This window comes from Ralstonia sp. A12 (genome assembly GCF_000801955.1).
Classification (GTDB): Bacteria; Pseudomonadota; Gammaproteobacteria; order Burkholderiales; family Burkholderiaceae; genus Ralstonia.
Genome location: NZ_JSZO01000001.1, coordinates 879,617 through 893,918 on the forward strand (window position 1 = coordinate 879,617; position 14,302 = coordinate 893,918).

The window sequence follows — 14,302 nt, forward strand, 5'->3', positions numbered from 1 at the left end:
ATAGCAAGATACAATGCGCGCCATGAGCCGAGCATCCCGACACAACCCCACGTATCTGCAACCCGTCGAGCGCCTAGACATTGGTGACGAGGACGATCCGGATACGCCCAAGAGCAAATCGCAGCGCAAGCGCGAGGTGAACGCCCTGCAAGACCTGGGCACCGCCCTGGAGGCGCTGCCCAAGGACAAACTCGCCAAGGTGCCGCTGCCCGAGAAGCTGGTTGACGCCCTGCGCGAAGCCAAACGCACCACCGCCCATGAAGGCAAGCGCCGCCAGATGCAGTACATCGGCAAGCTGATGCGCGCCCTGACCGACGAAGAAGTTGAAGCCATCCGCCGTGTGATGGCCTCCTTCGTTGGCGCCTCCAAGGCGGAAACCGCGCGTCTGCACGCCATCGAGCGCTGGCGCGACCGCCTGATCGCCAGCGACGACGCCGTCACCGAGTTCATTGCAGCGCACCCGGACACCGACGTGCAGGCCCTGCGCACGCTGGTGCGCAATGCGCGCAAGGAAGCACAATTGGCCAAGCCGCCCAAGTCGTCGCGCGAGATCTTCCAGATGGTCAAGCACGCGCTGGATGGCAATCGCCGCGAAGACGACGAAGCCGATCAACCCGAAGCCGAAGACGACGAAGCATGACCGCCCCCGCCACTTCCTCCCCGCTCACCCGCAATCACCCCGACGAGCTGATCGTCGGCTTTGTGTCGATTTCGGACCGCGCCTCGGCCGGCACGTATCAGGATGAAGGGATTCCGGCGCTGCGCGACTGGTTTGGCGCCGCGCTATCGTCGCCGTGGCAAGACGTGGAGCGGCTGATTCCGGATGATCAGGCCGCGATTGCCGAAACGCTGATCGACCTGGTCGACCATGTCGGCTGCGATCTGGTACTCACCACCGGCGGCACCGGCCCGACGCGCCGCGATGTGACGCCCGAGGCCACGCTGGCCGTCGCCACCAAAGAAATGCCGGGCTTCGGCGAGCAGATGCGCCAGATCAGCCTGCATTTCGTGCCGACGGCGATTTTGTCGCGGCAGGTGGCGGTGATCCGCGAAACGCCGGCACGCGCCACGCTGATCATCAACCTGCCAGGTCAGCCGCGCGCCATCAAGGAAACGCTGGAAGGCCTGAAGGATGTGGAAGGCCGCGCCACGGTGCCCGGCATCTTTGCTGCCGTGCCCTACTGCATCGACCTGATCGGTGGTCCGTACGTGGAGACGCACGACAGCGTGGTCAAGGCCTGGCGACCCAAGCACGCTGTCCGTGCAAAACCGCTGCAGGCCTAAGGGACGATTTATGGAGCAACCGAAGACGCCAGCGCTTCAGCGTCCGGCGTCTGCGGCACGTCGCGGATGAAGTGCTCGCGGTAATAGCGCAGTTCTTCGATCGATTCGATGATGTCTGCGAACGCGGTGTGCCGCTGGTGCTTGGTAAAGCCCTTGGCAATGGCCGGCTGCCAGCGCTTGCACAGTTCCTTGAGCGTGGAGACGTCCAGGTTGCGGTAGTGGAAATACTCCTCCAGCTTGGGCATGTAGCGGGCCATGAAGCGGCGATCCTGGCAGATCGAGTTGCCGCACATCGGCGATTTGCTCTTCGGCACCCACTTCTTCAGGAAGGCCAGCAGTTCGGCTTCCGCTTCGGCTTCTGTGGTGGTCGACGCCTTGACCTTGTCGATCAAGCCCGAGCGGCCGTGCGTGCCCTTGTTCCAGGCGTCCATGCCGTCGAGCAGCTCGTCGGACTGGTGAATCACCAGCACCGGGCCTTCGGCCAGCACGTTCAGCTCCGAATCGGTCACCACCACCGCCACTTCAATGATGCGGTCGTTTTCGGGGCTCAGGCCGGTCATCTCCATGTCGAGCCAGACCAGGTTGTTGTCGCTCTTGGCGGCAACACGGTTGGGGGTCGAGGACGATGCTGCCGGCTGGGAAACTGGGGTACTCACGCGAGGGCCTTGAGAAAATGACTGAAGGCTATAATTTTCGCATATCTGATAGGTGTTTCCCCACATGCCCGCCTTTACTGCAGTCTTCCTGATCGCCCTTGTTCTGATGTCTGCCACGCGCCTGTGGCTGGCTGCGCGACAGATCCGTCACGTGGCACGCCACCGCAATGCCGTGCCCGCACAGTTCGCTGACTCGATCACGCTGGACATGCACCACAAGGCCGCTGACTACACGATTGCACGCACGCGCCTGGCAATGCTGGAAGTACCGGTACAGGCCGCCCTGCTGATCGCGCTGACGCTGCTCGGCGGGCTGAACTGGATCAACCAAGCGTGGCTGGGCGTGTTCGGGCCGGGCTATGCGTATGGCGTGGCGCTCATCGTGTCGGTCATCGTCATCAGCAGCGTGATCGAACTGCCGTTCTCGCTGTACGCGCAGTTTGTCGTTGAGGAGCGTTTCGGCTTCAACCGCATGACGTGGAAGCTGTGGGCAATTGATCTGGTCAAGGGCATCGGCATCGGCACCGTGCTCGGCCTGCCACTGCTGCTGGCCGTGCTGTGGCTGATGGACAAGATGGGCGCGTACTGGTGGCTCTACACGTGGATCGTGTGGATGGCCTTCATGCTGTTCGTGCAAGCCATCTACCCGAACGTCATCGCGCCGCTCTACAACAAGTTCACGCCGCTGCAAGACGAAGAGATGCGTACGCGCATCGAAGGCTTGCTCAAGCGCTGCGGCTTCGCCAGCAAGGGCCTGTTCGTGATGGACGGCAGCCGCCGCAGCGCGCATGGCAACGCCTACTTCAGCGGCTTTGGCGCAACCAAGCGCATTGTTTTCTTCGATACGCTGCTCGCGCGCCTGAACCCGTCCGAGATGGAAGCCGTGCTCGCGCATGAGCTGGGCCACTTCAAGCGCCATCACATCACCAAGCGCATCGCCGTGACGTTCGTGCTGAGCCTGGGCGCGCTGGCGCTGCTCGGCTGGCTGATGACGCGCACGTGGTTCTACCTGGGCCTGGGCGTGGCGCCCAACCTGTTCTCCGACAACCACGCGCTGGCGCTGATGCTGTTCTTCCTGGCGCTGCCGGTATTCACGTTCTTCGTATCGCCGGTGGCGAGCCTGTCGTCGCGCAAGGACGAGTACGAAGCCGATGCCTTCGCCGCTGAACACGCGGATGCCAAGGAGCTCGTCTCGGCGCTGGTCAAGCTGTTCCAGGACAACGCCTCGACGCTCACGCCAGACCCGGTCTACTCGTCGTTCTACTACTCGCACCCGACCGCGTCGCAGCGCGTGGAACGCCTCGTGCAGGCCGGCGCGTAATGGGCAACAACTTGCGGGGCAAACCGGGCCGCGCCCATAAGCAGGCTGCCGCTGGAGAACGCGGGCTCGTCATCGCCGCGCATGGTCGTCACTACCTCGTTGAGCGCGAAGGCGGCGGCTACCTGCAGTGCTTCCCCCGCGGCAAGCGCAGCGAATGTGCGGTCGGCGATCACGTCGTCTATGAAGCCACCGCGGTCGACCAAGGTGTGGTCGTGCGCGTGGACGAGCGCCGCAACCTGCTCCACCGCTCCGACCAGTTCAAATCGAAGGTGCTGGCGGCCAACCTGGACCAGGTCATCATTATGCTCGGCACCGAACCGAGCTTTTCCGAAGACCTGCTTGGCCGCGCGCTGGTGGCAGCAGAGTCGCTCGGCATCACGCCGCTGATTCTGCTCAACAAGATCGACCTGATGGCTCGCCTGGAGACGGCTCGCTCGCGTCTGGCCCTGTATCGGGAACTCGGCTACACGATCGTGGAACTGACGGTGCATGGCGCGCCGGAAGCCGCGCACGCCGCGCTGGAACCGCATGTGGCCGGGCGCGCATCGATCCTGATCGGGCAATCGGGCATGGGTAAATCATCGCTGCTGAATCTGCTGATTCCGGGTGTGGATGCGCAGACGCGCGAGATCTCCGAGAAGCTCGATTCCGGCAAACACACGACCACGTTCACGCGGCTCTATCACCTGCCCGCTGATTGGGGCCAGGGCGGCGTGCTGATCGACTCACCTGGCTTCCAGGAATTCGGCCTGCACCACCTCAGCGAAGGCATGCTGGAACGCGCCTTCCCCGAATTCCGTCCGCGCCTGACAGAATGCCGCTTTTATAACTGCCGGCACCTGCAGGAACCCGGCTGTGGCATCCTGGGGGCGATGGCCGAAGGCAAGATCGATCCACGCCGGCACCAGCTCTACGCGCAGTTGCTGCACGAATCAGAGCAACAGAAGCCCTGGTAGCGGCTTCACAGTACGTTCGGGGAGGCTGAGATGAAGTTGTTGATCAGCAGTCCATCGCTTGGCATGGCGGCGCACTGGCAGAACGTGCTGTCCGCTGCCGGCATCCGCACCGAGCTGCGCAACATCTACCTGAGCAGCGTCGCAGGCGACGTGCCACCGCAGGATTGCGCGGCGCAAGTCTGGCTGGTGAACCCGGAACAGGAAGCGCAGGCGCAAGCCTTACTCGATCAGGCCCGTCATCCACCGACGGGCCCAGCTTGGCGCTGTGTACATTGCGGGGAGATGCACGAGCCGCAGTTTGCCCAATGCTGGCGCTGCGGCAAGGATCGTGAGGACGCCGCCTAGCCATAGCAAGGCGGCGCCTGGAAGAGTCAGCCCAACCAAACAGCGATCGACAGCATCGCCAGCAACAGCATCCACAGCACCACCGCGCGCCACACCAGCCCCACGGCCGATTGCAGCGTACGCACGGTGGGCTCCTGCCCCACTTCCATCGGATAAGCACCGTCCTCATCGGCGATGCTCTCAGCCGAGTCACGTTGCGCGATCGGCTTGCCCAGGCGTACGCCCAACGCGCCACCGCCGGCCGCCAGCAGGATGCCGTTGACCTCGTCGCTCCACTTGGCCGCGCGATTGCGCCATGCGTACACAGCGTCTTCAAAGTCCCCGACGATAGCGAAGCCGATGGCCGTCAGGCGTGCGGGAATGTAGTCGATGATGAAGAACGCCTGGCGTGCAAACAGGCCCAGTGCGGGGCTGCGCTCCATCGACGACTCGCTCCAGTGGCGGGCCAGGTATTCTGCGCCGCGATAGAGCACCACGCCCGCCGGCCCGATCGGCACGAGGAACCAGAAGAACACGCCAAACACATGACGATGCACGGCCACGATCGCGCATTCGAGCGTATGGCGGACGATCTCGTTGACCGGCATGTCGGTTGTGTCCTGCCCCGACCATTCGTTGAGGATCAGCCGCGCGGTGACAACATCGTCTCTGCGCAGCGCCTCATGAATGTCGGTGAAGTAGTGGCTGAACTGGCGGAAGCCGAGGGTCAGGTAGACCATCACCACGTTCCACAGGAAGGCCAGCCCGATGCTGATCGATGACAGCAGGTAGTGCACCAGTGCCACGACCACGACGGCGGGCAGCGTGACCACACACCAAGCCAGCACCGCGTCACGGCGCTGCCCTGTGTCGAACCATTCTTCCGCCCGCGCAGCCAGGGCGCGTACGACGTCGTAGATCGGGTTGTCCCGGCTGAGCGCACGGAACTGCTCGAGGATCAGCGCGCAGAGTACGGAGAAAAAAGTCATTGGAGAGGCGTTGCGAAGGCGTGCATCACGCCGTGAATGCGATGTGCAAGACGATAGCACACGGCGTGCGCGCAACAGCGCACAGTGACGTGCGCGCTACGCTGCCAGCAGGTGATACAAGTTGCGCAGCATACCCGCCGTCGCTCCCCAGATGAAGTGATAGCCGCCGTCGGCCTTGCGGTACGGCATGGCGTAAAAGCGACGCACGCGATCCTCCCAGCGCAATTCACGCACTTCGTGATTGGCCGGATTCATCAGGAACGCAAGCGGCACCTCGAACACTTCGGCCACTTCGCTCGGATCTGGGTGCAGGGTGAAATCTGTTGTCAGCAGCCCAACGATCGGGCTCACATGGAAGCCCGTGCCGGTGATGTAGTCCGGCAGGTGACCGATCACATCAATGTGGTCGGCGCCGATCCCCACCTCTTCCATCGTCTCGCGCAGTGCAGTCTCGACGGGGTCACGGTCGATGGCCTCGCGACCACCGCCTGGGAAGCTGATCTGCCCGGCGTGCTGGCTCAGCGATGCATTGCGCTGCGTGAGCAGCACCGTCAAACCGCCATCGCGCTGCACCAGCGGCACCAGCACGGCCGCCTCACGCAGCTTGAGGGAGGCGTCGATCAGTCGCGACTCGTCGGTCTGCTCGGGTTCCCACACCGGCTGCGCGCGCAACCGTTGGCGCACGAAATCAGCAGACAGCTGCGCAGCCCCGAGCGCCGGCAGCGATGCCGCAGGGGGCATCACCGGCAACTGCTCAGGATCGAACACGGGGCGGCGCATGGTGGGGCGTGTGTTGGTAGGCAGAGAGAAGATTCACGTGGGGGCAATCTTCCGCCCCAAAAGAGAAAAAAGGCACCCGAAGGTGCCTTTTCGCAACGCGCGCAGATTATGCTGCAGCGGTTTCCTTGCGCTTGAAGGTCAGCTTCTCCTTGATGCGTGCCGACTTGCCCGAGCGTTGGCGCAGGTAGTACAGCTTCGCACGGCGCACATCACCGCGACGCTTCACTTCGATGCTGGCCAGCAGCGGCGAGTACAGCTGGAACGTACGCTCCACGCCTTCGCCCGAAGAGATCTTGCGAACGATGAACGACGAGTTCAGGCCACGATTGCGCTTGGCAATCACGACGCCTTCATACGCCTGCACACGCTTGCGAGCACCTTCCACAACGTTCACGTTAACGATCACGGTGTCGCCAGGGGCGAACGCGGGGATCGTCTTGTTGGCCGTCAGGCGCTTGATTTCTTCCTGCTCGATTTGCTCGATGAGATTCATCTTTTTCTCCTTGACCATCATGCCGGCGTTTTGCCTGGTCAACAGACCGTGGCCCCGGTAGAGGATGGGAACTTCACTTGGCCGAGGCTCCCGGTGTGGAAGCATCCGACCCCTTTGCCGTCGTCGCCGCGGCAGCGAGGAAAGCCTCATCGCTGCGGGACAACAAACCCTGCTTGCGCGCCGCCTCGATCAGATCGGGGCGCTTGCGCATCGTATTCAACAGCGCCTGCTGGCGGCGCCATTTCTCAATCTCGGCGTGGTGGCCACCCAGCAGCACATCGGGCACACGCACACCTTCGTACTCTTCCGGCCGCGTGTAATGCGCGCAGTCCAGCAAACCATTGACGAAGCTGTCCTGTACCGCAGACTGCGCGTCGCCCAGCACGCCGGGCAACTGCCGCACAACCGCATCGATGATGGCCATTGCTGCGAGCTCACCACCGGAGAGGACGAAATCGCCGAGGCTGATTTCCTCATCCACGCGACGGTCGACCAGACGTTGGTCAATCGCCTCGTAGCGACCGCACAGCAGCGTGAGTGCCGGCAACTGGGCCAACTCCATCACCCGCTTGTGTGTGAGCGGCTTGCCTTGCGGCGAGAGCAGCACCACATGCGAGGCCGCCGGCGCTTGTGCCTCGCGGATTGCATCCAACGCGGCTTCCAGCGGTTTGGCCAGCATCACCATGCCGGGGCCACCGCCGTATGGCCGATCGTCCACGGTACGGTAGTTGTCCGTCGTGAAGTCGCGTGGGTTCCAGGTGCGCAACGTGTACACCTGCTGTTTGGCTGCGCGGCTGGTGATACCCCAGTCCGTCAGCGCCCGGAACATGTCCGGAAACAGCGAGATGACGTCGAACTGCATCGCCGAATTCTCCGGCCGCATGTTCAGTAATCCAGACCCCAGTCGACGACGATGCGCTGACCAGCCACATCCACCGACTTCACGTAAACCTCGACAAACGGCACGAGCCGCTCAACATCGCCTTCGCCCACGATGCGCAAAATCTGGTGCGCACCGTTGTCGATCAGCCCTGTCACCGTACCGAGCGTTTCCTGCTGTTCGTTGACGACGGTAGCGCCGATCAGATCGACCCAGTAGAACTCGTCATCATCCGGCGCAGGAAAGTCGGCACGGCTAACCCACACGGCACAGCCGCGCAGCGCCTCGGCGACATTGCGATCCGGCACGGCAGGCGAACCTGCCACCACCGTGCCGCTATGCTCGCGCGACGACCCGACGGGGAATACCCGCCAGTCCGCCGACGCTGCCCTCGCACCTGTTGTCGGCTTGAGCCACCACGCGCGGGCATTGAGCAACGCGTCGGCTTCACCGTGCGGCTGAACCTTGATCCAACCGCGAATTCCATAGGCACCACCCACATAACCAACCTCGACGAGATCGTCGGGCAGCGCTGGGTTGGCGCCAGCACCCGGACACATGGCTTGCAAGCGCTCAGCGACCTTTTGCGAGGTCGCCTGCGTAGCAACGGCCACGGGGCCGGGGCGAGTCGATGCAGCGCGCGTCACAGCAGAATGTGCTCGGACGGCACCGTCGATCGACGCATGCTAAAACTTAGGCAGCAGCCTTGGCGGCGCCTTGCTTCACCAAGCGGGCAACCGTCGGCGACAGTTGTGCGCCAACGCCTTGCCAGTAGGCCAGACGGTCTTGCACGAGGCGCAGACCTTCTTCGCCATCCTTGGCGAGCGGGTTGTAGAAACCGACGCGCTCGATGAAACGGCCATCACGGCGGTTACGCGAGTCGGTCGCAACGATGTTGAAGAACGGGCGCTTCTTGGAGCCACCGCGGGCCAAACGGATCACGACCATGGATCTATTCCTTGAAAAACTGGGTATGCGTACAGAGAAACACGCAAGTATAGCGCAGTTTTCCAGACCAAACAAACACTTAGGCTGGACGCGACTGCGCAGAGGATGGGCTGCGTGGCGTAGGCGGTACGTACGGGCCGCCATTGTGCTTGCGGCTTGGCTTGGCGCGGCGTTACCCGCGCTGGCAAAACTGCCGATCGAGATGCTGCATGTGCCGCCCGGTTTCCAAGTCGAGGTACTGACCGATGCGATGCCCTCAGCACGCGAAATGGCGATCTCCCCTGCGGGCATTCTGTATGTGGGCAGCCGCGCGGGCAAAGTCTACGCGATATCGTTGCAGATGCCTGATGCGCCAGTGCATGTGGTGGCCTCGGGCCTGCAATTGCCTGTGGGAGTGGCCTGGCGCGGCGGCAACCTGTATGTATCAGCGGTATCGCGCATCGTGCGGCTCGACGGCATCGACAAACGCCTTGATCACCCGCCCGAACCGGTGGTCGTCAACGACAAGCTGCCCACGGAGACACACCACGGCTGGAAATTCATCGCGTTCGGCCCCGATGGCAAGTTGTATGTGCCGGTGGGCGCACCCTGCAACATTTGCCGCCCCGATGAAAACCGCTACGCCAACCTGATGCGCATGAATGCCGACGGCAGCGGCCTGGAACTGGTCGCACGCGGCATCCGCAACACGGTTGGTTTCGACTGGCACCCCGTCACGCACCAATTGTGGTTCACCGACAACGGCCGCGACCTGATGGGCGACGACATACCCGACGACGAACTCAATCGCATCACCGCATCAAATCAGCACTTCGGCTATCCGTTCTGCCACGCCGGCGACGTTCCCGACCCAGAGTTCGGTACGGGCCACCCGTGCAGCAACTACGTGCCGCCGGTTGCCAAGCTCGGCGCCCACGTGGCAGCGCTCGGCATGCGGTTCTATACCGGCAGCAGCTTCCCGACCGAATATCGCAACAACATCTTCATTGCCGAGCACGGCTCATGGAACCGCTCGTCCAAAGTCGGCTATCGCGTGATGCGCGTGGTGGTGGATGAGGCCGGCAAAGTCATCAGGCAAGAACCCTTCGCGCAAGGCTGGCTGCAGCCAGGTGAACGCGTCTGGGGCCGCCCTACCGATGTACTCGTCGCACCCGATGGCAGCCTACTCGTGGCGGACGATTACGCAGGCGCCGTGTATCGCATCCGTTACATCGGAAAATGACGCAAGCGTCGCCTACCGCCTGGGCAACGCGTGCGGGAAACATCTCGTTACACAGGAAACCTTTGGACAGTGGATGCGACCTGAGTGAAGCCTTACATTGACAGGCATGAACACGCGCTGCTGTTTTCTCGCTCAAGCCGGAACACGTGCGGTGCGTGGCGCTTTCGAACCCTCGTCAGACAGGAGATAGCCATGCCGATCCGCGCATTGCTTCGCCCCTTGGCGACAGGTGTTCTGATCGTCGCCTCTGCGGGCGCCCTGGCAGCCAACGCATCGGCGCGTCAGGCCGCCGTTGCCTTTGCAGGATCCGTCATGCCCGCATGGACGCAGGCGGCCGCGCAGTCAACCGATCCTGTACCACAAGCGCGCCCGCTGGTCGCACAACAGATGTTCTTCGTCGATGCCCGTGGCGATCAGGCGGCTCGCATCCGTGCGCAAATGGAGCGCATGGAAGCCCGCGCCCGCGCGGACGATCGCCTCAACGGCCGCGTGCAACCCCGTGAAAACGGCGGCCGCGGTGACTGGCAGCAACAACAGGAACGCGAGCGCATGCGCCAAGAACGCGGCAACGGCGACCAAGGCGGCAACTGGCGCGGCTCGCGCCGGGGCTGAACACAGCGCCCTCCGCGATTTCACATTACGGAACTTGGCCCAAGCACCCCAGTCGTATTGAATGGTGAATGGCACACGTTTGGCATGCCCTTTCCATCACACCAATCACAACGACAACAGGTGCTTCAATGCTGTCCCAACTCCACCGCCATGTGCGGCTTCTCCTGGGTCTGACATGGACCTCGGCCTTCATGCTGATGCTCGCTCACTTGCTTTACGGTGAGATCAGCCTGCGCCAACAAGCGCCCCAACTGCTGCAAGACCTGACGGCCTCGCTGAGTGTGCCGTCGCTGCATCTGGTGCCGATTTAGCGCCCCTGCCCTCCCCGCCACAGCCCCATCGCTACGCTGTGCGCGTCCGGCCGAGTTGAAGGCCTCCTCCTCAGATTTCCCAGATTGCTGATGCGTCCTTGAGACGCGCCCCCGGTGCTGCCCCTAGGCTGCGCCGCGGTTCGTGTTGGGCGTAGAATGCGCGGCGCCATTGCTGTCTTGCCTCGTGTTCTCCGCCCCGCCATGTCTACGATCGCTCTTCAGAAAAAATCCAAGCTGTTGACCGTGCTGCTCGCCTTCCTGTTCGGGAGCGTGGGTGCGCATCGTTTCTATCTCAAGGGTGGACGCGACTTCTGGGCGTGGACGCAGGTGTTTGCCATGATGCTTGGCGCCATTGGCGTGGCATTGCTGTTGTCGACGCAACGCGCGAGCGTGCCGGGTTGGGTCTGCGCGATCGTCGGTGGCGCGTCGGTGCTGGCGGGTTATCTGTCGGCGCTGGTCTATGGCCTACGCCCCGACGACAAATGGGACGCGCAATTCAATGCCGACGGCACACCCACACAATCGGGCTGGCCGGTCGTGATGCTGACCATCCTCACGTTGATGATTGGCACCGGCCTGCTCATGGCCGGCCTTGCCATCACCTTCCAGACGTACTTCGAAACGCAGGTGCAGGCGTCGAAGGAACTGTCGCAATAATTCGCGCTTCGATCAGAACAGACTGCCCTGACGCTCGTCGACCGGCTTTCTTGGTTTGATGGCGCCGATTGCACGTTCTGGCGGCTTGAACTGCGATGTGTCGAGCACCAGTTCGTTGTAGCGGTGGTAGCTGAAGCCGAGTTTGTCGGCGGCCTTGTAGAAGCGCTGCCGCAGCAGATCCGCCCAGATGCCGGTGCCGCGCATGCGCGTGGCGAAATCCGCTTTGTAATCCTGGCCGCCGTGCAGGTCGCGGATGCGGTTCATCACGCGTTGTGCGCGGTCGGGAAAATGCGCCATCAGCCAATCCTGGAAGACAGCGTTTAGCTCGTTGGGCAAGCGCAGCACGATGTAGCTCGCATACGTGGCGCCGGCCTCGCGCGAGGCTTCCAGGATCTGCTCCATGTGGTCGTCGGTGATGAAGGGGATCATCGGTGCGACGCTCACCCCCACCGGAATACCTGCCTCAGCCAGCGTGCGGATCGTGCGCAGGCGGCGCGATGGCGTGGCCGCACGCGGCTCGAGCTTGCGCGCAAGCTCCGAGTCCAACGTCGTGATGGTCACAGCAGCAGCAACGAGGTGCTTCGCGGCCATCGGCGCAAGCAGATCGATATCGCGCTCGATCAACGTCGACTTGGTGATGAGCCCGACCGGGTGATCGCAATCGTGCAGCACCCGCAGCACGTCGCGCGTGATGCGCAGCTCGCGCTCGATCGGTTGATACGCATCGGTGTTTACGCCCAGTGCAATTGCCTCGCAGCGGTAGCCGGGCTTGGCGAGCGTTTCGCGCAGCACCTCGGCAGCATTGGTCTTGGCGAACAGCTTGGTTTCGAAGTCGAGCCCCGGAGACAGTTCCAGATACGCGTGCGTCGGCCGCGCGAAGCAATACACGCACCCATGTTCACACCCGCGATATGGATTCAGCGACACGCCAAACGGAATGTCCGGCGACTGGTTGTGGCTCAGGATCGAGCGCGCGCGTTCGATGGAGACACTGGTCTCGATGCGCGGCGGCGTGTCTTCCGGATCGAGCTGCCCGACAAGCGGCTGCCAGCCGTCATCAACGCGCGTGCGTTCATCGCGCTCGAAGCGGCCTTGCAGATTGGAGGTAGCGCCGCGCCCCTTGCGTGGGGCGTGGCGATCGGACATGTCGGGCACAGCGGAATGGATCGGATGCGGGGGCTCGCTGATCGTATCGCATCCGCCTCCTCTGCGCTGTGGGTGACGTGGGCTACGCCTCGGGATCGAGCTTCACGTCCCAGAGCGACTTGCCATCGAGGTCATGCAGGGACACATGCATCGTGCGCGTGGCCGGATCGATCTTGGCGCGGCCGTAGTACTGCTGCAGCGCGGCGGGCGACTGGTTCTGCGGATTGTCCTTCGGGATGCTGATGTAGCGCAGGTCCGGCCCGAAGGTCTGGTCGACTTCGTTCGGCCCAAACGTGCCCGCGTTGATCGGCCCGCCGACGAATTCCCAGAACGGCTTGAACTCTGTGAACTTGGCGCGCGACGGGTGGTAGTACGTCGCCTGTGCGTAGTGCACATCGGCCGTCACCCACACCACGTTCTGGATGTTCTCTTGCTTGATGAAGCGCAGGATCTCGGCCAACTCCAGCTCGCGGCCGGACGGCGCGCCGTCATCGGCATTCGCCCAGGCTTCGTAGGTGCCCTTGGGCACGTCGGGGTTCAGGTCGGGCACCACCAGCGAGATCGGCATGTCGCTGGCGATCACCTTCCACGTTGCCTTCGACTGCTTGAGCGATTGCTTGAGCCACGCCGTTTGCGCCGCACCGAGGAAAGCCGAATCCGCATCGAGCGTGGTCTGCCGGTTTGGCGAGTTGCGGCCGCGGTAGCTGCGCTCGTCCAGCATGAACACGTCGAGCAGCGGGCCGTACTGGAATGCGCGGTAGATCTGCTCCGGGTCGATCGGGTTGAAGCGGAACGGGTTGTATTCGAACATCGCCTGCTTCGCGCGGGCGGCCAGTACCGACGCACTACGCTCCTGATAGCGCTTTTCTTCCGGGCCGATCTGCTGGCCGGGGTACCAGTTGTTGCGCACCTCGTGGTCGTCCCACTGCACGAGGAACGGCACTTCGGCGGCGAACGCGCGCTTGTTCTTGTCGAGCTGGTTGTAGGCGAACGCGCCGCGGTAGTCGTCGAGCGTTTGCGCGACGTGCGACTTGGCTTCGGTCGTGAGGTTGGTCCAGAGGGAGCCGTCAGGCAGCTTCACCTCGGCTTCGATCGGGCCATCTGCATAGATCTGGTCGCCGGAGTGGATGAAGAAGTCGGGCGATTCGCGGCGCATGGCTTCATACAGGCGGTAGCCGCCGAAGCGCTCGTTGATGCCCCAGCCCTGGCCGGCTTCGTCGCCGGAGAACACGAAACAGATCGGGCGATTGGCTTGCACGGGCGCCGTGCGGAAACGCCCGGTGACAGGTTCGCTGAAGGCCCTTCCGTGCACAAGATCTTGGAAGCGGACGCGGTAGAACAGATCGGCACCGGCAGGCAAGCCGGTCAGATCAACGCGCGCGGTGAAGCCACTGGCTTCAGTGGCGGTCGGGCCGACGCGGCGCGCGACTTTCTTGAAAGCGGCGTCGGTCGAATATTCAACGATCATGCGCGCAGCGCGATCAGTGCGGCTCCAGACGATGGCGCTGTCGGCGGTGATGTCGCCGCTCATCACGCCGCCGGACAGTTGCGGGCGCAGGCGTTCGGACGTCACCACAGCCGGTGCAACGCCCTGGGCCAGCACATCGCCGATGCGCGAGCCGAGCAGCGCAGTGCCGCTGACAGAAACAAGACCCTTGATAAGCGTGCGGCGGTTCGGCTTGAAGATCGGCTGGTCGGACATGATGTCTCTGCATGGCGGTGG

Annotated in this window: 18 protein-coding genes; 9 read left to right on the forward strand and 9 right to left on the reverse strand. The window is 63.3% G+C overall.

The genetic code is table 11. The features are described 5' to 3' along the window. Positions 1–22: 22 nt before the first annotated feature. Together yjgA and mog are read left to right on the forward strand one after the other, a co-directional pair. Positions 23–640 (forward strand): ribosome biogenesis factor YjgA, encoded by a 618-nt coding sequence (gene yjgA, locus PI87_RS04035; RefSeq protein WP_332308681.1) that lies wholly within the window; start codon positions 23–25, stop codon positions 638–640. Beyond that, positions 637–1,284 (forward strand): molybdopterin adenylyltransferase, encoded by a 648-nt coding sequence (gene mog / locus PI87_RS04040; protein WP_052321384.1) that lies wholly within the window; start codon positions 637–639, stop codon positions 1,282–1,284. The genes yjgA and mog overlap by 4 nt, the downstream gene beginning before the upstream one ends. Before the next feature lie 8 nt (positions 1,285–1,292). Here the strand turns inward: mog and orn are convergent, their stop codons facing one another. Continuing rightward, positions 1,293–1,940: an oligoribonuclease gene (gene orn / locus PI87_RS04045; protein ID WP_039596337.1), complete on the reverse strand. Its 648-nt coding sequence runs from the start codon at positions 1,938–1,940 to the stop codon at positions 1,293–1,295. 64 nt (positions 1,941–2,004) lie between these two features. On the opposite strand from orn, the gene PI87_RS04050 reads away from it, so the two are divergent. Genes PI87_RS04050 through PI87_RS04060 form a run of 3 tightly spaced genes read left to right on the forward strand, consistent with a single transcriptional unit; the run spans position 2,005 to position 4,562 of the window. Then, on the forward strand, positions 2,005–3,261 hold the full coding sequence (locus tag PI87_RS04050; protein WP_039596338.1) for a M48 family metallopeptidase: 1,257 nt from the start codon (positions 2,005–2,007) through the stop codon (positions 3,259–3,261). Further along, entirely contained in the window at positions 3,261–4,217 is a 957-nt protein-coding gene (gene rsgA, locus PI87_RS04055) for a ribosome small subunit-dependent GTPase A (protein WP_039596339.1), read from the forward strand. The genes PI87_RS04050 and rsgA overlap by 1 nt, the downstream gene beginning before the upstream one ends. Positions 4,218–4,247: 30 nt before the next feature. Continuing rightward, the gene (locus PI87_RS04060) at positions 4,248–4,562 is read left to right on the forward strand and encodes a hypothetical protein (RefSeq protein ID WP_039596340.1); all 315 of its coding nucleotides are present in this window, start codon (positions 4,248–4,250) and stop codon (positions 4,560–4,562) included. A gap of 26 nt (positions 4,563–4,588) precedes the next feature. Here PI87_RS04060 and PI87_RS04065 read toward each other — a convergent pair whose 3' ends face one another. The 6 genes from PI87_RS04065 to rpsP all read right to left on the reverse strand — a co-directional run bounded on the left by PI87_RS04065 (position 4,589) and on the right by rpsP (position 8,631). Further along, positions 4,589–5,530, reverse strand: coding sequence for a CobD/CbiB family protein (locus PI87_RS04065; protein ID WP_039596341.1), 942 nt, complete (start codon positions 5,528–5,530; stop codon positions 4,589–4,591). Between the two features lie 96 nt (positions 5,531–5,626). Continuing rightward, positions 5,627–6,310, reverse strand: a complete 684-nt coding sequence (locus tag PI87_RS04070; RefSeq protein ID WP_039596342.1) for a CoA pyrophosphatase — start codon at positions 6,308–6,310, stop codon at positions 5,627–5,629. Positions 6,311–6,416: 106 nt separating this feature from the next. Beyond that, complete coding sequence (gene rplS, locus PI87_RS04075; protein ID WP_039596481.1) at positions 6,417–6,803, reverse strand: 50S ribosomal protein L19; 387 nt, start codon at positions 6,801–6,803, stop codon at positions 6,417–6,419. A gap of 73 nt (positions 6,804–6,876) precedes the next feature. Beyond that, entirely contained in the window at positions 6,877–7,665 is a 789-nt protein-coding gene (gene trmD, locus PI87_RS04080) for a tRNA (guanosine(37)-N1)-methyltransferase TrmD (protein WP_039596482.1), read from the reverse strand. Positions 7,666–7,688: 23 nt separating this feature from the next. Then, a complete protein-coding gene (gene rimM, locus PI87_RS04085) occupies positions 7,689–8,330 on the reverse strand; it encodes a ribosome maturation factor RimM (RefSeq protein WP_442965453.1) in 642 nt (213 codons plus the stop codon). Positions 8,331–8,376: 46 nt separating this feature from the next. Continuing rightward, on the reverse strand, positions 8,377–8,631 hold the full coding sequence (gene rpsP / locus PI87_RS04090) for a 30S ribosomal protein S16 (protein WP_021195488.1): 255 nt from the start codon (positions 8,629–8,631) through the stop codon (positions 8,377–8,379). 145 nt (positions 8,632–8,776) lie between these two features. Here rpsP and PI87_RS04095 point away from each other — a divergent pair, with 145 nt between their 5' ends. The 4 genes from PI87_RS04095 to PI87_RS04110 all read left to right on the forward strand — a co-directional run bounded on the left by PI87_RS04095 (position 8,777) and on the right by PI87_RS04110 (position 11,433). Next, positions 8,777–9,853 (forward strand): PQQ-dependent sugar dehydrogenase, encoded by a 1,077-nt coding sequence (locus tag PI87_RS04095; RefSeq protein ID WP_039596344.1) that lies wholly within the window; start codon positions 8,777–8,779, stop codon positions 9,851–9,853. A 192-nt stretch (positions 9,854–10,045) separates the two neighbouring features. Next, positions 10,046–10,465 (forward strand): hypothetical protein, encoded by a 420-nt coding sequence (locus tag PI87_RS04100; protein ID WP_039596345.1) that lies wholly within the window; start codon positions 10,046–10,048, stop codon positions 10,463–10,465. A gap of 128 nt (positions 10,466–10,593) precedes the next feature. Continuing rightward, entirely contained in the window at positions 10,594–10,776 is a 183-nt protein-coding gene (locus PI87_RS04105) for a hypothetical protein (RefSeq protein WP_039596346.1), read from the forward strand. Between the two features lie 201 nt (positions 10,777–10,977). Further along, positions 10,978–11,433 carry a TM2 domain-containing protein gene (locus PI87_RS04110; protein WP_039596347.1) on the forward strand — a complete coding sequence of 152 codons (456 nt, stop codon included), beginning with the start codon at positions 10,978–10,980 and terminating at the stop codon, positions 11,431–11,433. A gap of 12 nt (positions 11,434–11,445) precedes the next feature. Here PI87_RS04110 and PI87_RS04115 read toward each other — a convergent pair whose 3' ends face one another. Continuing rightward, entirely contained in the window at positions 11,446–12,579 is a 1,134-nt protein-coding gene (locus PI87_RS04115) for a PA0069 family radical SAM protein (RefSeq protein ID WP_039596348.1), read from the reverse strand. Between the two features lie 82 nt (positions 12,580–12,661). After that, positions 12,662–14,281 (reverse strand): alkaline phosphatase D family protein, encoded by a 1,620-nt coding sequence (locus PI87_RS04120; protein ID WP_039596349.1) that lies wholly within the window; start codon positions 14,279–14,281, stop codon positions 12,662–12,664. Positions 14,282–14,302 lie beyond the last annotated feature (21 nt).